Annotated in this window: 17 protein-coding genes and 1 pseudogene; 9 read left to right on the top strand and 9 right to left on the bottom strand. The window is 71.3% G+C overall.

Going from position 1 to position 20,631, the window contains the following annotated elements:
• Positions 1-15 precede the first annotated feature (15 nt).
• From gyrA to dnaA, 7 genes and pseudogenes are all read right to left on the bottom strand, one after another.
• Positions 16-2,616, bottom strand: a complete 2,601-nt coding sequence (gene gyrA, locus QMQ26_RS18180; RefSeq protein WP_100837219.1) for a DNA gyrase subunit A — start codon at positions 2,614-2,616, stop codon at positions 16-18.
• Positions 2,617-2,653: 37 nt separating this feature from the next.
• Entirely contained in the window at positions 2,654-4,645 is a 1,992-nt protein-coding gene (gene gyrB / locus QMQ26_RS18175) for a DNA topoisomerase (ATP-hydrolyzing) subunit B (protein ID WP_282206368.1), read from the bottom strand.
• 273 nt (positions 4,646-4,918) lie between these two features.
• On the bottom strand, positions 4,919-5,431 hold the full coding sequence (locus tag QMQ26_RS18170; protein WP_099901154.1) for a DUF721 domain-containing protein: 513 nt from the start codon (positions 5,429-5,431) through the stop codon (positions 4,919-4,921).
• A 67-nt stretch (positions 5,432-5,498) separates the two neighbouring features.
• A pseudogene (recF, locus tag QMQ26_RS18165) lies at positions 5,499-6,634 on the bottom strand (DNA replication/repair protein RecF).
• A gap of 36 nt (positions 6,635-6,670) precedes the next feature.
• Positions 6,671-7,546 carry a phosphogluconate dehydrogenase (NAD(+)-dependent, decarboxylating) gene (gene gnd / locus QMQ26_RS18160; RefSeq protein WP_100837222.1) on the bottom strand — a complete coding sequence of 292 codons (876 nt, stop codon included), beginning with the start codon at positions 7,544-7,546 and terminating at the stop codon, positions 6,671-6,673.
• Positions 7,547-7,690: 144 nt separating this feature from the next.
• A complete protein-coding gene (gene dnaN / locus QMQ26_RS18155; protein ID WP_100837223.1) occupies positions 7,691-8,821 on the bottom strand; it encodes a DNA polymerase III subunit beta in 1,131 nt (376 codons plus the stop codon).
• Positions 8,822-10,056: 1,235 nt separating this feature from the next.
• Complete coding sequence (gene dnaA / locus QMQ26_RS18150; protein WP_282206367.1) at positions 10,057-11,928, bottom strand: chromosomal replication initiator protein DnaA; 1,872 nt, start codon at positions 11,926-11,928, stop codon at positions 10,057-10,059.
• A gap of 429 nt (positions 11,929-12,357) precedes the next feature.
• On the opposite strand from dnaA, the gene rpmH reads away from it, so the two are divergent.
• The 9 genes from rpmH to QMQ26_RS18105 all read left to right on the top strand — a co-directional run bounded on the left by rpmH (position 12,358) and on the right by QMQ26_RS18105 (position 19,044).
• On the top strand, positions 12,358-12,495 hold the full coding sequence (gene rpmH / locus QMQ26_RS18145) for a 50S ribosomal protein L34 (protein ID WP_043915359.1): 138 nt from the start codon (positions 12,358-12,360) through the stop codon (positions 12,493-12,495).
• Between the two features lie 19 nt (positions 12,496-12,514).
• Positions 12,515-12,943: a ribonuclease P protein component gene (gene rnpA, locus QMQ26_RS18140; RefSeq protein ID WP_282206366.1), complete on the top strand. Its 429-nt coding sequence runs from the start codon at positions 12,515-12,517 to the stop codon at positions 12,941-12,943.
• Positions 12,940-13,254, top strand: a complete 315-nt coding sequence (gene yidD / locus QMQ26_RS18135; RefSeq protein ID WP_100837226.1) for a membrane protein insertion efficiency factor YidD — start codon at positions 12,940-12,942, stop codon at positions 13,252-13,254. The genes rnpA and yidD overlap by 4 nt, the downstream gene beginning before the upstream one ends.
• Positions 13,255-13,257: 3 nt before the next feature.
• Positions 13,258-14,448, top strand: coding sequence for a membrane protein insertase YidC (gene yidC, locus QMQ26_RS18130; RefSeq protein WP_404814142.1), 1,191 nt, complete (start codon positions 13,258-13,260; stop codon positions 14,446-14,448).
• A gap of 57 nt (positions 14,449-14,505) precedes the next feature.
• Entirely contained in the window at positions 14,506-15,027 is a 522-nt protein-coding gene (locus QMQ26_RS18125) for a Jag family protein (protein ID WP_100837227.1), read from the top strand.
• A 139-nt stretch (positions 15,028-15,166) separates the two neighbouring features.
• On the top strand, positions 15,167-15,943 hold the full coding sequence (rsmG, locus tag QMQ26_RS18120) for a 16S rRNA (guanine(527)-N(7))-methyltransferase RsmG (protein ID WP_100837228.1): 777 nt from the start codon (positions 15,167-15,169) through the stop codon (positions 15,941-15,943).
• Positions 15,944-16,252: 309 nt separating this feature from the next.
• A complete protein-coding gene (locus QMQ26_RS18115; RefSeq protein WP_100837229.1) occupies positions 16,253-17,245 on the top strand; it encodes a ParA family protein in 993 nt (330 codons plus the stop codon).
• Complete coding sequence (locus QMQ26_RS18110; RefSeq protein WP_100837230.1) at positions 17,242-18,309, top strand: ParB/RepB/Spo0J family partition protein; 1,068 nt, start codon at positions 17,242-17,244, stop codon at positions 18,307-18,309. The genes QMQ26_RS18115 and QMQ26_RS18110 overlap by 4 nt, the downstream gene beginning before the upstream one ends.
• A gap of 117 nt (positions 18,310-18,426) precedes the next feature.
• A complete protein-coding gene (locus QMQ26_RS18105; RefSeq protein WP_100837231.1) occupies positions 18,427-19,044 on the top strand; it encodes a GNAT family N-acetyltransferase in 618 nt (205 codons plus the stop codon).
• A gap of 144 nt (positions 19,045-19,188) precedes the next feature.
• Here QMQ26_RS18105 and trxA read toward each other — a convergent pair whose 3' ends face one another.
• Positions 19,189-19,515, bottom strand: a complete 327-nt coding sequence (gene trxA, locus QMQ26_RS18100) for a thioredoxin (protein WP_014137010.1) — start codon at positions 19,513-19,515, stop codon at positions 19,189-19,191.
• A 95-nt stretch (positions 19,516-19,610) separates the two neighbouring features.
• Positions 19,611-20,579 carry a thioredoxin-disulfide reductase gene (gene trxB, locus QMQ26_RS18095; protein ID WP_100837232.1) on the bottom strand — a complete coding sequence of 323 codons (969 nt, stop codon included), beginning with the start codon at positions 20,577-20,579 and terminating at the stop codon, positions 19,611-19,613.
• Positions 20,580-20,631: the final 52 nt, after the last annotated feature.

Genomic DNA, 20,631 nt, shown 5'->3' with positions numbered 1-20,631 from the left:
GTGCGCGTCCGTGCGTCAGCCCTGGGCGGGCGCGCCGTCCGCGTCCTGCTCGGTGGCCGCGGACTCCGCCTCGTCGACGGCCTCGTCCGCGCCCTCCTCCTCGTCCGCCTCCGCGTTGCGGGCCATGCCCACCACCGCGTCGCGCTTTCCGAGGTTGATCAGTTGGACGCCCATGGTGTCACGTCCGGTTTCACGCACCTCGGAAACCCTGGTCCGGATCACGCCGCCGGACAGCGTGATGGCCATGATCTCGTCGGTCTCCTCGACGACCAGGGCGCCGACCAGCGAGCCCCGGCCCTCGACGATCTTCGCCGCCTTGATACCGAAACCACCGCGTCCCTGGACACGGTACTCGTCAACCGTGGTCCGCTTCGCGTACCCGCCGTCGGTGGCGGTGAAGACGAAGGTGCCGGGCCGCACCACGTTCATCGAGAGCAGTTCGTCGTCCTCGCGGAAGGACATGCCCTTCACCCCGGAGGTGGCCCGGCTCATCGGGCGCAGCGCCTCGTCGGTCGCCTTGAAGCGGATCGACTGGGCCTTCCGGGAGATCAGCAGCAGGTCGTCCTCGGCGGAGACCAGCTCGGCGCCGATCAGCTCGTCGTCCCGGCCCTCCTCGTCCTGGCGCAGGTTGATCGCGATCAGGCCGCCGGAGCGCGGGGAGTCGTAGTCCTTGAGCGGGGTCTTCTTGACCAGGCCGCCCCGGGTGGCGAGGACCAGGTACGGCTTGTCCTCGTAGGTGCGGACGGCCATCACCTGGGTGATGTGCTCCTCCGGCTGGAAGGCCAGCAGGTTGGCGACGTGCTGGCCGCGGGCGTCGCGGCCGGCGTCGGGCAGCTCGTAGCCCTTGGCGCGGTAGACCCGGCCCTTGTTGGTGAAGAACAGGATCCAGTTGTGGGTGGTGGTCACGAAGAAGTGGTCGACGAGGTCGTCCTGCTTCAGCTGCGCGCCGCGCACGCCCTTGCCGCCGCGCTTCTGCGAGCGGTAGAGGTCGGAGCGGGTGCGCTTGACGTAGCCGCCGCGGGTGATGGTGACCACGATGTCCTCCTCGGCGATGAGGTCCTCGATCGAGAGGTCGCCGTCGGAGGGGATCAGGGTGGAGCGCCGCTCGTCGCCGTACTTCTCGACGATCGCGGTGAGCTCCTCGGAGACGATCTCGCGCTGCCGGGAGGGCGAGGCGAGGATCGCGTTGTACTCGTTGATCTTGGCCTGGAGCTCGTCGTGCTCGCTGAGGATGCGGGCGCTCTCCAGGGCGGCGAGCCGGCGCAGCTGCATCTCCAGGATGGCGTTGGCCTGGAGCTCGTCGATGGCGAGCAGCCGCATCAGGCCGGTGCGGGCGGCCTCGGCGCTCTCCGAGGCGCGGATCAGCGCGATCACCGCGTCGATCTGGTCGAGCGCCTTGAGCAGGGCGCGCAGGATGTGCGCGCGCTCCTCGGCCTTGCGCAGCCGGAAGGTGGTCCGGCGGACGATGACCTCGATCTGGTGGGCGACCCAGTGCCGGATGAAGGCGTCCAGCGAGAGGGTGCGCGGCACGCCGTCGACCAGGGCCAGCATGTTGGCGCCGAAGTTGGTCTGCAGGTCGGTGTGCTTGTACAGGTTGTTGAGCACGACCTTGGCGACCGCGTCCCGCTTGAGCACGATGACCAGGCGCTGGCCGGTGCGCGAGGAGGACTCGTCGCGGACGTCGGCGATGCCGGCGATCCGGCCGTCCTTGACCAGGTCGGCGATCTTCAGCGCGAGGTTGTCCGGGTTGACCTGGAACGGCAGCTCGGTGATCACCAGGCACTGGCGGCCCTGGATCTCCTCGACCTCGACCACCGCGCGCATGGTGATCGAGCCGCGGCCGGTGCGGTAGGCCTCCTCGATGCCGCGGCGGCCGACGATCAGCGCCCCGGTCGGGAAGTCGGGGGCCTTGATCCGCTCGATCAGGGCCTCCAGCAGCTCCTCGTTGCCGGCCTCGGGGTGCTCCAGCGCCCAGAGCGCGCCGGAGGCGACTTCGCGCAGGTTGTGCGGCGGGATGTTGGTGGCCATGCCGACCGCGATGCCGGTGGCGCCGTTGACCAGCAGGTTGGGGATGCGCGAGGGCAGGACGGTCGGCTCCTGCTGCCGGCCGTCGTAGTTGGCGGCGAAGTCGACGGTCTCCTCGTCGATGTCGCGCATCATCTCCATCGCCAGCGGCATCATCTTGCACTCGGTGTAGCGCATCGCCGCGGCCGGGTCGTTGCCCGGGGAGCCGAAGTTGCCGTTGCCGTCGACCAGCGGCATCCGCATCGACCAGGTCTGGGCGAGGCGGACCAGGGTGTCGTAGATCGAGGTGTCGCCGTGCGGGTGGTAGTTGCCCATCACGTCGCCGACCACGCGGGCGCACTTGTAGTAGCCCTTCTCGGGCCGGTAGCCGCCGTCGTACATCGCGTAGAGCACCCGGCGGTGCACCGGCTTGAGGCCGTCGCGGACCTCGGGCAGGGCGCGCGAGACGATGACGCTCATCGCGTAGTCGAGGTAGGAGCGCTGCATCTCGGTCTCGAGCTCGATGAGCTCGACCCGGTTGCCGCTCTGGGCGGGGAGGAGGGTGCTGTCCGCGGGCTGCTCGCCGCCGTCCGGACGGTTGTCGTCGACCACTGGTGGTCAGTTTCCTTTCAACGATCCTGGGCGGACGTCAGACGTCCAGGAAGCGGACGTCCTTCGCGTTGCGCTGGATGAAGGAGCGGCGGGCCTCGACGTCCTCGCCCATCAGGACGGAGAACAGGTCGTCGGCGCGGGCGGCGTCCTCCAGGGTGACCTGGAGCAGCAGGCGGTGCGCGGCGTCCATGGTGGTGACGCGCAGCTCCTCGGCGTTCATCTCGCCGAGGCCCTTGAAGCGCTGGATCGCGTCGTCCTTCGGGAGCCGGCGGCCGGCCTCGACGCCGGCCGCGATCAGCGCGTCGCGCTCGCGGTCGGAGTAGGCGTACTCGAACTCGTCCCGGCCCCACTTGATCTTGTACAGCGGGGGCATCGCCAGGTAGACGTACCCGGACTCGACCAGCGGGCGCATGAAGCGGAACAGCAGGGTCAGCAGCAGGGTGCGGATGTGCTGTCCGTCGACGTCGGCGTCGGCCATCAGCACGATCTTGTGGTACCGCAGCTTCTCGGCGTCGTAGTCCTCCTGGATGCCGCAGCCGAAGGCCGAGATCAGCGCCTGGACCTCGGTGTTCTGCAGCACCTTGTCGATCCGGGCCTTCTCGACGTTCAGGATCTTGCCGCGGATCGGGAGGATCGCCTGGGTGCGCGGGTCGCGGCCCTGCTTGGCGGAGCCGCCGGCCGAGTCGCCCTCGACGATGAAGATCTCGCACTCGGCCGGGTCCTTGGACTGGCAGTCCGAGAGCTTGCCGGGCAGCGAGGCCGACTCCAGCAGGCCCTTGCGCCGGGTCAGGTCGCGGGCCTTGCGGGCGGCGACCCGGGCGCTGGCGGCCTGGATCGACTTGCGGACGATGTCCGCGGCCTCGTTGGGGTTGCGGTCCAGCCAGTCGGCCAGGTGCTCGTTGACCACCTTCTGCACGAAGGTCTTGGCCTCGGTGTTGCCGAGCTTGTCCTTGGTCTGGCCCTCGAACTGCGGCTCGCCGAGCTTGACCGAGATGATCGCGGTCAGGCCCTCGCGGATGTCCTCGCCGGAGAGGTTGTCGTCCTTCTCGCGCAGCAGCTTCTTGTCGCGCGCGTACCGGTTCATCAGACCGGTGAGCGCGGACCGGAAGCCCTCCTCGTGGGTGCCGCCGCCGTGGGTGTGGATGGTGTTGGCGAACGAGTACACGCCCTCGGTGTAGGACGAGTTCCACTGCATGGCGATCTCGGCCGAGATCGTCTTGTCCTTGTCCTCGGCCTCGAAGTCGATCACCGAGGGGTGGACCGGCTCGCCCTTGCGGGAGTTGAGGTGGGCCACGAAGTCCGCGATGCCGCCGTCGTACCGGTAGGTGACGGAGAGCGGGTTGCCCTCCTCGTCCAGGTGCTCGGGGCGCTCGTCGGTCAGCACGATCGTCAGGCCCTTGTTGAGGAAGGCCATCTCCTGGAAGCGCCGGGAGAGCGTCTCGAAGGAGTAGACGGTCGTCTCGAAGATGTCCGGGTCGGCCCAGAAGGTGACCGTGGTGCCGGTCTCCGAGGTCTCCTCGTGCCGGACCAGCGGGGCGGTCGGGGCACCGGACTTGTACTCCTGCGTCCAGCGCGCGCCGTCGGTGCTGATGTCCACCGCGAGGCGGGTGGAGAGCGCGTTCACCACCGAGATGCCGACGCCGTGCAGACCGCCGGAGACCGCGTAGCCGCCGCCGCCGAACTTGCCGCCCGCGTGCAGCACGGTCAGCACGACCTCGACGGCGGGCTTGTCCTGGCCCGGCATGATGCCGACCGGGATGCCGCGGCCGTTGTCCACCACCCGCACGCCGCCGTCGGCCAGGATCGTGACGCCGATGGTGTCGGCGTGGCCCGCCAGCGCCTCGTCGACGGAGTTGTCGACGATCTCGTACACGAGGTGGTGCAGGCCGCGCTCACCGGTCGAGCCGATGTACATGCCCGGGCGCTTGCGGACGGCGTCGAGGCCCTCCAGCACCTGGATCGCGCTGGCGTCGTAGGCCTTCTGGTCGGACGGGTCTGGGGTCTGGCTGGGGTTGCCGGAATCGGCCACGAAGCGCCCTCTCTGGCACAGCGCGGGCCGCGCCCCTCCCCGCTTGCCCGGGCAGGTGTGCGACCACGGCGTTTCGACTCTGTTGCTCCACGCAACGGTGTTTACGCTTCAGTCTACCGGTACGACCGACAGAGAGGGGCGTTTGGCAGCCTCTGAGGGCAGATGTGCCGCCCTGAATCCCCTCGGGACGTGTCCCGATACTCGCCAGGGGGGCTCAGAGCGCCTGGACGGGCCGCCAGCGATTCCGGAAGATCCCGGTCCGCCGCACCGGGGTCAGCCCCAGGTGTCACCCGGGCCCTTGCTGCCGGGCGCGCGCAACCGCCCGTAACCGCGCACCGGGGCGTCCGGCCCCAGCACCTTGATCACCCGGACCGTGCCGTGCCCCAGCTCGTGATTCAGCCGGGCCACCAACTGCCGCGCCAGCAGCCGGAGTTGAGTCGCCCAGGCGGTGGAGTCGCACTGCACGGTGAGCACCGCCTCGGCCTCCGCGTACGACTTGGGCTCACAGTGCGCGGCGATGTCCGGCCCGACGATCTGCGACCAGCGGCCCATCACCCCGCCCACCGCGGCGGGCGCCTCCCAGCCCCGCTCGGTGATCAGCCGGTTCAGCGCGGCCCCCAGCGGCACCGGGTCCCGGCCGTCCGCGCGGGCACCGCTGCGCAGCCCGGTCCGCTTGGCCTCCCGCCGCTCGCGCACCTGCTCCCCGCGCTGCCGGGCCTGCTCCTTGGCCGCGCGCAGCGCCACCCGGGCCAGGTCCACCCCCGAAAGCTCCGACCCCTCCGCCATCACGCTCCCTCCCCAGGCTGTGGACGACTCCTCCGACGAGCCGCCCAGGGTACGTGGTTCCCGGGGCTCACGGGGTCAGCCGGTCCACTGTGCCGCCCGAGACGCCGTACCGGGCCCCGTGCAGCGCCTTCGGCACGTCCTCGGCCACCGCGGCGGTGACCAGCACCTGCTCGCCGCCGGCCACCAGCTCGGCCAGCCGGTCCCGGCGGCGGGCGTCCAGCTCGGCGAACACGTCGTCCAGCACCAGCACCGGCTCGCCGCCCTCGGCCCGCAGCAGCTCGTACGAGGCCAGCCGCAGCGCCAGCGCGTAGGACCAGGACTCGCCGTGGCTGGCGTAGCCCTTGGCGGGCAGCGGGCCCAGCCGCAGCAGCAGCTCGTCGCGGTGCGGGCCGACCAGGGTCAGGCCGCGCTCGATCTCCTGCCGGCGCGTCCCGCGCAGGGCCTCCAGCAGCTGCTGCTCGGCCTGTTCGCGGCTGGTGGGCAGCTCGCCCTCGAAGGAGGAGCGGTACTCCAGCACGGTGTCGCCGGCGCCGGGGGCGAGCTGGCGGTACGCCTCGGCGACCAGCGGCTGCAGGGCGGCCACCAGCTGGATGCGGAAGGCGGTCAGCTCGGCGCCGGACCGGGCCAGGTGGCCGTCCCAGACCTCCAGGGTGGCCAGGTCGGCGGCCTTGCCGCCGCCGGCCCGGCGGGCCGCCGCGGCGGTCCGCAGCAGGGCGTTGCGCTGCTTGAGCACCCGCTCGTAGTCGGAGCGCACCCCGGCCAGCCGGGGGGCCCGGGCGGTCAGCAGCTCGTCCAGGAAGCGCCGGCGCTCGGCCGGGTCGCCCTTCACCAGGGCGAGGTCCTCGGGGCGAACAGCACGGTGCGCAGCACGCCCAGCACGTCGCGCGGGCGGACGCTGTCGGAGCGGTTCAGCCGGGCCCGGTTGGCCTTGCCGGCGGTGAGCTCCAGCTCGACCAGGGTGGAACGGCCGCCCTGGGAGACCACGTTCGCCCGGATCACCGCCCGCTCGGCGCCGAGCCGGATCAGCGGGGCGTCGGTGGCCACCCGGTGGCTGCCCAGGGTGGCGACGTAGCCGACCGCCTCGACCAGGTTGGTCTTGCCCTGCCCGTTGGGGCCGACGAACGCGGTGACGCCCGGGTCGAGCGGGACCTCGACCCGGGCGTAGGAACGGAAGTCGGCGAGCGACAGGTGCGCGACGTGCATGACGGTGGACTGCGCTCGCCTTCTGTCCGGGGGTGCTTACTTGGACTCGACCGCGTGGCCGCCGAACTGGTTGCGCAGCGCGGCGATCATCTTCATCTGCGGGGAGTCGTCCTGCCGGGAGGCGAACCGGGCGAACAGCGAGGCGGTGATCGCGGGCAGCGGCACCGCGTGGTCGATCGCGGCCTCGACCGTCCAGCGGCCCTCGCCGGAGTCGGCGGCCCAGCCCTTGAGCTTGGCCAGGTGCTCGTCGTCGTCCAGCGCCCGGACCGCCAGGTCGAGCAGCCAGGAGCGGATGACGGTGCCCTCCTGCCAGCTGCGGAACACCTCGCGCACGTCGGTGACCTCGGGGGCCGCCTCCAGCAGCTCCCAGCCCTCGGCGAAGGCCTGCATCATCGCGTACTCGATGCCGTTGTGGACCATCTTGGCGAAGTGGCCGGCGCCGACCTTGCCGGCGTGCACCGAGCCGAAGTCGCCCTCGGGCTTGAGCGCGTCGAAGACCGGCTGCACCTTGGCCACGTCGGCGGCCTCGCCGCCGTACATCAGCGCATAGCCGTTCTCCAGGCCCCAGACGCCGCCGGAGACGCCGCAGTCGACGAAGCCGATGCCCTTCTCGGCCAGCAGCTCGGCGTGCTTGACGTCGTCGGTCCAGCGCGAGTTGCCGCCGTCGACCACCACGTCGCCGGGGGAGAGCAGGTCGGCCAGGCGCTCGACGGTCTCCTGGGTCGGGCCGCCGGCCGGGACCATCACCCACACCACGCGGGGCGCCTCCAGCTTGGCGACCAGCTGCTCGATGCTGTCGACGTCGGCGAGGTCCGGGTTGCGGTCGTAGCCGGTGACGGTGTGGCCGGCGCGGCGGATGCGCTCGCGCATGTTGCCGCCCATCTTGCCGAGACCGATGAGGCCGAGCTCCATGACAAGTCCTTCACTGTGGTGTCGTGCCTGATGGCGGCGCCGTTGCCGCACCCACTGAGCCTACGCCGACGGGGAGGGAGCGCCGGGCAGCCACAGGGGCGCGGGGGCGGTCGCCCCTCGCGCCCCTGGTGGACGGGTGGCCGGTCAGCCGGAGAGGCGGACCGGCATGATCAGGTACTGGTAGGCCTCGTCCGGCTCCGCGTCGACCGCGGCCTTGCCGGTGAGCAGGGCCGGCTTGGTCGGGGTGGTGAAGCTCAGCTGCGCGTAGCCGGCGTCGATCGCCTTGAGCCCCTCCTCCAGGTAGCCGGGGTTGAAGGCGATCGAGATGTCGTCGCCCTCCAGGTCGGCGTCGATCCGCTCGGTGGCCTGCGCGTCGTCGCCCGAGCCGGCCTCCAGGGTGAGCACGCCCTGCTCGAAGTTCAGCCGGACCGGGGTGTTGCGCTCGGCCACCAGCGAGACGCGCTTGAGCGCCTCCAGGAAGGGCTGGGTCTGCACCGCGGCGACCGCCGAGAACTCGGTCGGGAAGATCGACCGGAACTTGGGGAACTCGCCCTCCAGCAGGCGGGTGGTGGTGCGCCGGCCGGCGCCCTCGAAGCCGATCAGGCCCTCGCCCGCACCGCCGGCGGACAGCGCGATGGTGACCTGGTCGCCGCTGCCCAGCGACTTGGCGATGTCCTGCAGGGTCTTGGCGGGGACGAGCGCGACCGCGTTGATGTCGTCCTGCTCGGGCTTCCAGAGCAGCTCGCGGACGGCGAAGCGGTACCGGTCGGTGGCGGCCAGGGTGATCCCGCTGCCGTTGATCTCGACCCGGACGCCGGTGAGCACCGGCAGGGTGTCGTCGCGGCCGGCGGCGACCGCGGCCTGGCTGACCGCCGAGGCGAACACGTCGCCCGGGACGGTGCCGGTGGCGGTCGGCATCTGCGGCAGCGCCGGGTACTCGTCGACCGGCAGGGTCGGCAGCGTGAAGCGCGAGCTGCCGCAGACCACGCTGACCCGGGCGCCGTCGGTGGAGATCTCCACCGGGCGGTTCGGCAGGTTGCGCGAGATGTCGTTCAGCAGGCGGCCGGAGACCAGGACGGTGCCGGCCTCCTCGACGTCCGCCTCCAGCTCGACCCGGGCGGAGACCTCGTAGTCGAAACCGGAGAGCGCCAGGGTGCCCTCCTGCGCGGTCAGCAGCAGGCCGGCCAGCACCGGCACCGGCGGCCGCGCGGGGAGGCTGCGGGCAGCCCAGGCCACCGCCTCCGCGAGGACATCACGCTCCACCCGGAACTTCACCGGTAACCGCCTCCTGGCTGCATCTCGCCGCACGGCCGGCCGGTACCGCCGGCCCGTGCTGTCGATCGTCTGATCCCGTTCGGCGACCGGTCGGGCGGATCAGCTCCGCCCCGTCCTGCTCCCGGTTGCCGAAGGACAGTCTGACGTACTCGGCTGACAGCCGGGGCAGATGGGCACAAGCGGGCCGAACAAATGTCGGGGCCCGGTTGTCCACAGATTCGGGCCACCCCCACTGTTGATCAAGTTCCGAGCTCTCTATGTGTAGCAGTAGTAGTAGGGCCTGTGGATACCGTGGATAACCCCGTTTTCGCAGGTCAGCGGCCAGATTTTGTCCACAGGCCCTGTGGATGGCGGCTGTGGACAACCAGGCCCTCCTGTGGACAGCGGAGAGTAATCCACAGGGCACGCTGAGTATCCACAGGTTATCCACAGCTGTTTCCACAGAAAACGGGGGAGTTATCCACCGGCCCGGATCAACATCACGTGACGCCTTTCACACGCAGGGGTGACGGGTGAGTTGATGTTGCCGAACTGTGGACACAGCTGTGGAAAACCTGGGGATAACTCGCCCATTCCTGTGGACAGCCGGTGGATAACTCCGTGGACCGGCTGACGGCCCCTCAGTTCTCCACAGGCTGTGGATAACTGTTGTGCACAAGTCCCCAGGGGGTTGACCTGCGCGGAAGAGCGTAGCCCGGTCGGGGCTGTGGAGGAACCTCGGGATAACCGGCCGCTGTGCACCCTGTGGACGGGGAAAACCCACCCGTTCCTGTGGACAACCGGGGGTGCGCACCCGAACCGTTCGATTCAGCGCGCAAACGTTCGCCGGTGCGAGGGGCCCGCGCAAGGGGCCGTTCCGGGTGTTTCTGCCCCGCCGGAAGCCCTTCCACACCCCCGTTCGGCCCAGGGCCGGCCCCGACCGAACGGATTCGGCCGGCCGGGCGGGCACCGCCGCGTTCGATCGGCCGCCCGCGGCCCGCCCCTACTACAGGGCCCCCGCCGCAGTCCGCCGAAGGGCGGCTCGGCCACCCGGACGAGTGCTCCCCGCCGCACGCGCACCACTCGTCCGGGTAACGCTCCGGTCGTCCGGCCAACCCTCCGGGCAGCCGAAAGGGGAGCCGGGCCGCCTTGGCCCGACTCCCCTTGGATGCGTCAACTACCGCTATGCTCAAGGCTTTTGAGCCTTCGAGCCGACCTCGGTCCGGTCGGTTCCCGCGGCATCCCGGTTTTGTTAGCTAGCTCTTGATGCGGTTGGTCAACTCGGTGACCTGGTTGTAGATGGACCGGCGCTCGGCCATCAGCGAGCGGATCTTGCGGTCCGCGTGCATCACCGTGGTGTGGTCCCGGCCGCCGAACTGGGCGCCGATCTTCGGCAGCGACAGGTCGGTCAGCTCCCGGCACAGGTACATCGCGATCTGCCGGGCGGTCACCAGCACCCGGCTGCGGGAGGAGCCGCACAGGTCCTCCACGCCCAGCCCGAAGTACGCGGCGGTCTGCTGCATGATCACCTGCGCGGTGATCTCCGGCCCGGCGTCCTCGTCCCCGCCCGGGATCAGGTCCTTCAGGACGATGCCGGCCAGCTCCAGGTCCACCGGGGCCCGGTTCAGGTTGGCGAAGGCGGTGACCCGGATCAGCGCGCCCTCCAGCTCCCGGATGTTCCGGGTGATCCGGGAGGCGATGAACTCCAGCACGTCGGCCGGGGCGTTCAGCTGCTCCTGGATCGCCTTCTTGCGCAGGATCGCGATCCGGGTCTCCAGCTCCGGCGGGGTGACGTCGGTGATCAGCCCCCACTCGAAGCGGTTGCGGAGCCGGTCCTCCAGGGTGATCAGCTGCTTGGGCGGCCGGTCCGACGAGAGGACGATCTGCTTGTTGGCGTTGTGCAGGGTGTTGAAGGTGTGGAAGAACTCCTCCTGCGTCGACTCCTTGCTGGCCAGGAACTGGATGTCGTCGACCAGCAGGATGTCGATGTCCCGGTAGCGCTTGCGGAACGCGTCCGCCTTGCCGTCCCGGATCGAGTTGATGAACTCGTTGGTGAACTCCTCCGAGCTCACGTACCGCACCCGGGTGCCCGGGAACAGGCTGCGCGAGTAGTGCCCGATGGCGTGCAGCAGGTGGGTCTTGCCGAGCCCGGACTCGCCGTAGACGAAGAGCGGGTTGTACGCCTTGGCGGGCGCCTCGGCGACCGCCACCGCCGCGGCGTGCGCGAAGCGGTTGGAGGCGCCGATCACGAAGGTGTCGAACAGGTACTTGGGGTTCAGCCGGGCGTTCGGCTCCTCCTTGCGCGGGCCGCCGGCCGGGGGAGCGCCGGGCGGGGCCGGGACGCCGGGGGTCCGCTCGACCTGGGCGTGCTGCTGCGCGGCGGGGCGGGCGCCGCGCCGGGAGCCGCCCTGGCGCGGCCGGTCCTCGTCCGGGGAGCCGAGCGCCCCGCCGAACAGGTCGCCCTGCGCCGAGTCCGGGCCCGGCCGGTGCGAGCGCCGCGGGGCCGGGTCGGGCCGCCGCTCGGGCATCGGGGCCGGCTCCCCCCAGCCGCCGGCCTCCGCGCCGGGCTGGTGGTCGCGGTACGGGGCCTGCGCGGGCGTCCGGTAGGGCTCGGCCGCCGGGTATCCGGGGGACGGGTACGCCGAGCGCTGGTAGTCGTCCCCGCCCCGGCCCGGCCAGCTCCCGGGCGGCGGCCCGGGCTGCTGGTAGCCGGGGCCGCCGCCCGGGTAGGGCTGCTCGGCCCGGACCGGGTAGGGCTGCTCGGCGTGCGCCGGGTACGACGGCTCGGGGCGCGGGTGCGGCCACTCCGGGACGGGCTCGTGGTCGAGGTCCGACTCCGGGTCGGGCTCGCCGGCCGGGGCGGCGGTGGCGTCCACCATCACCGCGATCCGCACCTGGCGGCCGAACTCCTGCGAGATGGCCTCGGTCAGCTGCGGCAGCAGCCGGCCCTCCAGCACCTGCTTGGCGAACTCGTTGGGCGCCGCGAGCAGGGCGGTGTCGTGCATCATCCACATCGGCTGGGTGCGCCGCACCCAGTTCTTGTCCTTCTCCACGACATCGCTGTCGCTGACCAGTCGCTCGACGACCCTCGACCACATCAGGACGAGATCGCTGTTGACATCAGCCACTGGTACACGCTTTCTCGTTCCCCGAGCAGGGGGAGCCAGGCAGGTCAGGACGGGGGGCCCGGGTGCCGCCTCACCGGGGCGGCCACGGGCGGAGAACAAAAGAGACAAGTCCTGCAACGGTAGTCAGCGCGCAGAGCTGATTCAAGTTTCTGTCCACAGGCTGTGGGTAACGGCGTGGCGGCCACCTGGTTTGACCCTCGGACCCGCTCCCGCGTACCGTAACCAGGTCGAGTTGTCGATGGCCGCTGCCGCATGTCCGCGGGTCCGCCCGCTTCCATGACGCGCGCAGCACGGGCGCCGTGGTGGTCCCAGCCCAGCAGATCTGGGTGTCGGGGTCCGGATTTCCCAGTGCAAGGGGAGACCGCGCGGACGCACGGTGACGGCCAAGCGACTCCCCGTCATCCTACGATTCACCCCAGGAGCCCCCGAGTGAGCAAGCGCACCTTCCAGCCGAACAACCGTCGTCGCGCCAAGACCCACGGCTTCCGGCTGCGCATGCGTACCCGCGCCGGCCGCGCCATCCTGGCGTCGCGTCGCGCCAAGGGCCGCAGCGCCCTGTCCGCCTGATCCGCGCAGAGGGTCTGCAGTGCTGCCCACCGAGAATCGGCTGCGGCGGCGCCAGGACTTCACGACCGCGGTGAAACGCGGTCGTCGCGCCGGTCGGCCCCTGCTGGTCGTCCACCTCCACAGAGAGGCGGCGCCCGACACGGGGGCCGACCGGAACAGCGACTTCCACCCGCACGTCGCCGAAGGGTCCCCTTCGGCGCGTGCGGGTTTCGTCGTGAGCAAGGCCGTGGGGCCGGCCGTGGTCCGCAACGCGGTCAAGCGTCGCCTGCGTCACTTGGTCCGAGAGCGCCTGTCCCGGTTCCCCGCAGGTAGCCTGATAGTGGTAAGGGCGCTGCCGGCTGCGGCGACGGCTCCCTACCAGGATCTCGAACACGACCTGGACGCGGCGCTCCGCCGCCTGCTCAGGTCCGAACCGACCGGCAGTGCCCCGACGGGAACAGGGCGATGAAGTACCTGCTGATGGGCCTGATCAGGCTCTACCAGTGGACCATCAGTCCGCTGCTCGGTCCGGTGTGCCGTTATTACCCCTCGTGCTCGCGCTACGGGTACGAGGCGGTTCGCGTCCACGGCGCGATCAAGGGCGGTTGGCTGACCGTCTGGCGCATCCTGCGCTGCAATCCTTGGTCTCCCGGTGGGGTCGACCATGTTCCGCCGCGAAAGCACCCGGTGTGGCACCGCCGGCTGCGCAATCTGCTGAACCCCACGAGCGGGACCGCCGAGCCGGAGCCGGTGGCGAAGCCCGATGTCCAAGGAGTCTGACCGGTGATCCTCGGCTTTCTGAGTCCCCTCTACACAGCGGTGTCCTGGATCATCGTCCAGTTCCACTCGCTGTTCAGCCACGTCTTCGATCCGGACGGCGGCCTGGCGTGGGGCCTGTCCATCGTGATGATGGTGGTCGTCATCCGGATCTGCCTGATCCCGCTCTTCGTGAAGCAGATCAAGGCGACCCGGGCCATGCAGGCGATCCAGCCGAAGATGAAGGCCATCCAGGAGCGCTACAAGAACGACAAGCAGCGCCAGTCCGAAGAGATGATGAAGCTGTACAAGGAGGCGGGCACCAACCCGTTCTCCTCGTGCCTTCCGATCCTCGTGCAGGCGCCGTTCTTCACCGCCCTCTACGGCGTGCTCCACTCGATCGCCATCGACAAGACGATCGGCGTCATCGACACGCCGCTGCTGGAGAGCGCCCAGAAGGCGCGCATCTTCGGCGCCCCGCTGTCGGCCAAGTTCGTCGGCGCGGACAGCATCCAGATCCAGATCGTCTGCGCGGTCATGATCGTGCTGATGTCGCTGTCCCAGTTCGTCACCCAGCGCCAGCTGATGACCAAGAACGTCGACCTGTCGGTCAAGACGCCGTTCATGCAGCAGCAGAAGATGCTGATGTACGTCTTCCCGGTGATGTTCGCCGTGATGGGCATCAACTTCCCGGTCGGTGTGCTGGTCTACTGGCTGACCACCAACATCTGGTCGATGGGCCAGCAGCTGGTCGTGATCCGCAACAACCCGACGCCGGGCAGCAAGGCGTGGGACGAGCGCCAGGCCCGACTGAAGAAGCAGGGCCGGATCAACCCGGACGGCTCGATCCAGAAGGCCGGCCTGGCGGCGATGCTCAAGGGCGGTTCCAAGGGCGGCGCGGCGGCCGACGCCCAGGCGGCGGTCGAGGAGAGCGTGCAGGTGCGCCGGCAGCAGCCGCGCAAGCAGAGCAAGGCGCAGCGGCAGGCGTCCGCGACGACCCACCAGGCGCACACCGGGGAGCACCCGGACGCGCAGGACGGGCAGGACGGGCAGGACACGGCGGCGGACGAGCCGCGAGCCACCCCGGCCGGGGCCGCGTCGGCCGGGAAGTCCGGTACGAAGGCGGGCGGGTCGAAGCCGGGGGCCCAGCCGGGCCAGGGCCAGCGCCAGCAGCCGCGGCGCGGTGGCCAGGGCGGCCAGCGGCCGAAGAAGAAGTAGTCACCCACCCTCGTTCCCGGCCCCACCCGGGGGCCTCGTTTCCGAAGGAGTCCACCTGTGACGGATGGCACCACCTCCGCCGTCGACACCGCCCCGGCCGGTGAGAGCGTCCTCTCGCGTCTGGAGCACGAGGGTGACATCGCCGCCGACTACCTGGAGGGTCTGCTGGACATCGCGGACCTGGACGGCGACATCGACATGGATGTCGAGGGGGACCGGGCGCTGGTCTCCATCGTCAGCGAGGGCGACGACCGGACGCTGCAGCGGCTGGTGGGCCAGGACGGCGAGGTGCTGGAGGCGCTCCAGGAGCTGACCCGGCTGGCCGTGCACCGGGAGACCGGTGAGCGCAGCCGCCTGATGCTGGACGTCGCGGGCTTCCGGGCGCGCAAGCGGGCCGAGCTCGCGGAGCTGGGCGCGGAGGCCGCCGAGCGGGTCAAGGGCACCGGCGAGCAGGTCAAGCTACGGCCGATGACCCCGTTCGAGCGCAAGGTGGTGCACGACGCGGTGGCCGCCGCGGGGCTGCGCAGCGAGTCGGAGGGCGAGGAGCCCCAGCGCTGCGTGGTCGTGCTGCCGGCCTGACGCCGGTGGTGTTGCCGTTCCGGCGTCCGACCCCGCCCGCCTCGCGCGGGCGGGGTCGTCGGCTCTGCGGCGGAGTGGTGTTTCACGTGGAACAGTGCTGGTAGGGCGGGTGGATTCGACGGTGAGCGGAGAGGCAGAGATGGACAGGGACGGCACGGAGTCCGAGGCGCCGCTGGAGGGGCCGGGTCAGGCACCGGAGGCGGCGGGACGGATCTTCGGCGATCGGCTGCCGCTGGCCGTGCGCTACACCGAGCTGCTGGCGACCGCAGGGGTGCAGCGCGGGCTGATCGGTCCGCGCGAGGTGCCCCGGCTGTGGGACCGGCACGTGCTCAACTGCGCGGTGCTGGCCGAGCTGCTGCCCGCCGAGGTCTCGCTGTGCGACGTCGGCTCGGGCGCCGGGCTGCCGGGCATCCCGGTGGCGCTGGCCCGGCCGGACGTGTCGGTGACCCTGCTGGAACCGCTGCTGCGGCGCACCACCTTCCTGGAGGAGGTGGTGCGCGAGCTCGGTCTGGAGAACGTCACGGTGCTGCGAGGCCGGGCCGAGGAGACGATCGGCAAGCTGGCGGTGGACGTGGTGACCGCCCGCGCGGTCGCGCCGCTGGACCGACTGGCCGGCTGGGGCATGCCGCTGCTGCGGCCCTACGGCCAGATGCTGGCGCTGAAGGGCGACACCGCCGAGCAGGAGCTGGCGGAGTCGCGGGCGGCGCTGGCCCGGCTCGGCGCGGTGAAGTGGTCGGTGATCGGGGTCGGCGAGGGCGTGCTGGTGACTCCGACCCGGGTGGTTCGGGTGGAGGCGGGGGAGAGCCCCGGCGGCGTCAAGGCGGCCACCCGGCGGGCCAGGGCGGCCCGGGCCGGACGCGGCGGCAAGGGCGGCGAGAGCACCGGGCGGCGCGGCGGGAGCCGCGGGCGGCGCTGAGCCGGAGCGGGTACGGCGCTGGGCCGGAGCGGGTGCCGGCGGGACCGGGCCGGAGCGGGTGCGGCGGGGACCGCCGGGCCGGGCTGGCACTGGTGTTCGGGGCGGGTGGCCGAGAGGCCGCCCGCCCCGTTTCGGTTCGGACGGGCTCGGAGTGTCGGCCCGGCGGATCATGACATTCCGGGCATCGTGTTTCACGTGAAACGTCGCTTCCTGCTCTCCGGCGTACTGGATCAAGACCGCAACCGGACCCGGGACAGTCATCCGGAGGTGACTGTCGCGGCCCCGGTTTCACGTGAAACACTGACCCCCATGCAGGAGTCGGAGATCGTCGATCAGGTGGATGACACCCCCGTCGCACGGGCCGCGTCCGCCGCCGTCCCGGTTGCCGGGCACACCGGGGAGGCGCTGCCCCGGCCCGCCGCGACCCGGGTGATGGTGGTCGCCAACCAGAAGGGCGGGGTGGGCAAGACCACCACCACCGTCAACCTGGCTGCCGGGCTGGCCATGCACGGGCTGCGGGTGCTGGTCATCGACCTCGACCCGCAGGGCAACGCCTCGACCGCGCTCGGCATCGACCACCACGCCGAGGTGCCGTCGATCTACGACGTGCTGGTCGAGGGCAAGCCGCTGGCCGACGTGGTGCAGCCGGTGGTCGACGTGGAGGGGCTGTTCTGCTGCCCGGCCACCATCGACCTGGCGGGCGCCGAGATCGAGCTGGTCTCGCTGGTCGCCCGGGAGAGCAGGCTGCAGCGCGCCATCGCCGCGTACGAGCAGCCGCTCGACTACGTCCTGATCGACTGCCCGCCCTCGCTGGGCCTGCTCACCGTCAACGCGATGGTGGCCGGCCAGGAGGTGCTGATCCCGATCCAGTGCGAGTACTACGCGCTGGAGGGCCTGGGCCAGCTGCTGCGCAACGTGGAGCTGGTGCGGGCGCACCTGAACCCGTCGCTGCACGTGTCGACCATCCTGCTCACCATGTACGACGCCCGGACCAGGCTGGCCGCGCAGGTCGCCGAGGAGGTGCGGGCGCACTTCGAGAAGGAGGTGCTGGCCACCGCGATCCCGCGGTCGGTGCGCATCTCCGAGGCCCCCAGCTACGGGCAGACCGTCCTGTCCTACGACCCCGGCTCCACCGGCGCGCTCTCCTACCTGGAGGCGGCCCGCGAGCTGGCGCTGCGGGCCGAGGTCGCCAAGCCGACGGTCGGTCGGCACCGGGCGAACGCGGCGGTCGTTCCGCCGCAGAGCGGCGGGGAGACGTCCGCGCCGACGGCACAGCACAGTTCGATGGAGGGCAACCGGTGAGTGGCACGCGCAGGGGTCTGGGCAGGGGTCTGGGGGCGCTGATCCCGGCGACCCAGCCGGCCGCCGGGGGAGCTCCGGCCGAGCCGGCCGAGGCCGCGCCCGTCGCAGCGGCACCGGTGGTGCCGACCGACCGCGGCACGGTGGCGGCCAAGGCCGCCGCGGAGAGCCTGCGGGAGCTGGCCGGTGACCAGCGCCGCAGCGTCCTGGAGGCGGCGCTGGCCCCGGTGAACGGCGCCCGGTTCGCCGAGCTGCCGCTGGAGTCGATCAGCCCCAACCCGCGCCAGCCGCGCGAGGTGTTCGACGAGGAGAAGCTCGCCGAACTGGTCGCCTCGATCAAGGAGGTCGGCCTGCTCCAGCCCGTGGTGGTCCGTCAGACCGGTCCGGAGCGCTACGAGCTGATCATGGGTGAGCGCCGCTGGCGGGCCTCCCGGATCGCCGGGCTGGACGTCATCCCGGCGATCGTCCGGGCCACCGAGGACGACAAGCTGCTGCTGGACGCGCTGCTGGAGAACCTGCACCGCGCCGAGCTGAACTCGCTGGAGGAGGCCGCCGCCTACGACCAGCTGCTGCGCGACTTCGCCTGCACCCACGACCAGTTGGCGAGCCGGGTCGGCAAGTCCCGTTCGCACGTCTCCAACACGCTGCGGCTGATGAAGCTGCCGGTCTCGGTGCAGCTGAAGGTGGCGGCCGGGGTGATCACCGCGGGGCACGCCAAGGCGATCCTGATGGTGCCGGACGCGGAGCGGCAGGAGAAGCTGGCCGAGCGGGTGGTGGCCGAGGAGCTGTCGGTGCGCAGCACCGAGGAGGTGGCCCAGCTGCTGGCGGGCACCGAGCCGAAGCCGAAGAAGGCCCCGTCGCGCGCGGCCCAGCTGCCCTCCCCGGCCTTCGACGAGCTGGCCGGGCGGCTCTCGGACCGCTTCGAGACCCGGGTCAAGGTCGAGGTCGCGCAGCGCGACGGCAAGTTCGGCCGGGGCAAGGTGGTACTGGAGTTCGGTTCGGTCGAGGACCTGAACCGCATCCTGGACAGCCTGGCCCCCGGCGAGCAGGGCCTGTCGCTGTCCTGACCGGCGGTCCCGGACGGCGAACCACGGGTGCATGTTTCACGTGAAACGTGCACCCGTTCCGTTGGGCGGAGCAGACTGGGGTCTGGACGGTTTCCGCCTGGAGGAGGAGGTGCGGGCGTGGGACGGAGGGTCGTTCCGCTGACGCTGGACAACCTCTCGGATCTGCCGAACACCTGCCGCTCCTGTGTTTTCTGGGAGCTCGACCCGGTCAGCGGGCGGGACGCGCAGGACGCCGGCAAGGGGGAGCTGGAGAAGGAGGGCTGGATCTCCGCGGTGCTGCTGGAGTGGGGCTCCTGCGGTCGGGTCGCCTACGTGGACGACCGCCCGGCCGGGTTCGTGCTCTACGCCCCGCCCGCCTACGTGCCGCGCGGACAGTCCTTCCCGACCAGCCCGATCTCGCCGGACGCGGTGCAGCTGATGGTCGCCCGGGTGCTGCCGGACTTCCAGGGGCAGGGTCTGGGCCGGGTGCTGGTGCAGTCGGTGGCCAAGGACCTGGTCCGGCGCGGCTTCCGGGCGATCGAGGCGTTCGGCGCGCAGGGGCGGGAGGTGCCGAGCTGCGTACTGCCCGCCGACCACCTGCTGGCGGTGGGCTTCAAGACCGTCCGGCCGCACCACCGGTACCCGCGGCTGCGCCTGGAGGCGCGCACCACGCTCTCCTGGAAGGGCGACGTGGAGGGCGCGCTGGAGCGGCTGCTCGGCGGGCGGCGGCCGGAACCGGCGCTCCGGCCGCTCTGAGGGAGCCGTTCTCCGCACCGGGACGCCCGCGCCCGGGCGACGGCTCCGGCGCTCAGGGCTTCCTGACGAAGCCCCGGACGGCCCCGGAGACGCGAAGCGGCCCGGACGGGGTCTCCGTCCGGGCCGCCTCGGTGACGGTCGGGCCTACAGGTACTCGGCCAGCTCGCGCAGCAGCGCGGCCTTCGGACGGGCGCCGGTGATGGTCTTCACCAGCTCGCCGCCCTTGTACACGTTGAGCGTCGGGATGGAGATCACGTTGTACGCCGCGGCGGTCTCCTGGTTGGCGTCCACGTCGAGCTTGACGACGGTCAGCTTGTCGCCGTGCTCGGCCGCGATGTCCTCCAGAACCGGGGCGACCTGGCGGCACGGGCCGCACCAGGTGGCCCAGAAGTCGACGAGGACGGGCTTGTCGCTCTTGAGGACCTCGGCGTCGAAGGTGGCGTCGGTTACTTCCTTGGTGGCGCCGGCCACGGGAACTCCTTGGGGTCGGAGGAGAGGTGCGTCAGTGATAACAACGACGGGGGCGGATCTGTTTCTGCTCCCGCCCGGGCGGACCTGGCTGGGCGTCAGACCGCGACGGCGGCGGCCGGGGCCTCGTCCGCGTCGGCCAGCGCGGCCAGGTAGCGCTCGGCGTCCAGCGCGGCGGAGCAGCCGGTGCCGGCCGCGGTGATGGCCTGGCGGTAGGTGTGGTCCACCACGTCGCCCGCGGCGAAGACGCCGGGGAGGTTGGTGCGGGTGGAGGGGGCGTCCACCGTGAGGTAGCCCTCGGCGTCCAAGTCCAGCTGGCCCTTGAACAGTTCGGTGCGCGGGTCGTGGCCGATGGCGATGAACAGGCCGGTGACGGCCAGCTCGCGCAAGTCCCCGGTGTTGGTGTCGCGCAGGGTCAGGCCGGAGAGCTTCGGGTCCCCGTGGATCTCCTCGACCGCGCTGTCCCAGGCGAAGGTGATCTTCGGGTCGGCGAAGGCGCGCTCCTGCATCGCCTTGGAGGCGCGCAGCGAGTTGCGCCGGTGGACGACCGTGACGCTGCGGGCGAAGCGGGACAGGAAGGTCGCCTCCTCCAGGGCGGTGTCGCCGCCGCCGACCACCGCGATGTCCTGGTCGCGGAAGAAGAAGCCGTCGCAGGTCGCGCACCAGGAGACGCCGCGGCCGGAGAGCTTGTCCTCGTTCGGCAGGCCGAGCTTGCGGTGCTGCGAGCCGGTGGCGACGATCACGGCGCGGGCGCGGTGCACGGTGCCCTCGGAGTCGGTGACTGTCTTGATCTCGCCCGTCAGGTCGACCGCGACGACGTCGTCCGGCACCAGCTCGGCGCCGAAGCGCTCGGCCTGGGCCCGCATGTTGTCCATCAGCTCGGGGCCCATGATGCCGTCGCGGTAGCCCGGGAAGTTCTCCACCTCGGTGGTGTTCATCAGCGCACCGCCCGCGGTGACCGCGCCCTCGAACACCAGCGGCTGGAGGGAAGCACGCGCGGTGTACAGCGCAGCGGTGTATCCGGACGGGCCGGAACCGATGATGATCACGTTTCGGACGTCGCTCACTGCATCTCCTGGTCTGCCTGGCGTCCCGCTCGCGCGGGGGAGGGCGGTCTGC

The organism is Kitasatospora fiedleri, from assembly GCF_948472415.1.
Lineage (GTDB): Bacteria > Actinomycetota > Actinomycetes > Streptomycetales > Streptomycetaceae > Kitasatospora > Kitasatospora fiedleri.
The sequence above is the reverse complement of the archived record's forward strand: the minus strand, read 5'-3'. Positions and strand labels throughout refer to the sequence as shown.

Coding starts and splice junctions, on each gene's coding strand:
- gnd (WP_100837222.1), bottom strand. CDS start 7,546: ATGGAGCTCGGCCTCATCGGTCTCGGCAAGATGGGCGGCAACATGCGC.
- rsmG (WP_100837228.1), top strand. CDS start 15,167: ATGGACAGGGACGGCACGGAGTCCGAGGCGCCGCTGGAGGGGCCGGGT.
- QMQ26_RS18170 (WP_099901154.1), bottom strand. CDS start 5,431: ATGGCGGAGGGGTCGGAGCTTTCGGGGGTGGACCTGGCCCGGGTGGCG.
- QMQ26_RS18115 (WP_100837229.1), top strand. CDS start 16,253: ATGCAGGAGTCGGAGATCGTCGATCAGGTGGATGACACCCCCGTCGCA.
- yidD (WP_100837226.1), top strand. CDS start 12,940: ATGAAGTACCTGCTGATGGGCCTGATCAGGCTCTACCAGTGGACCATC.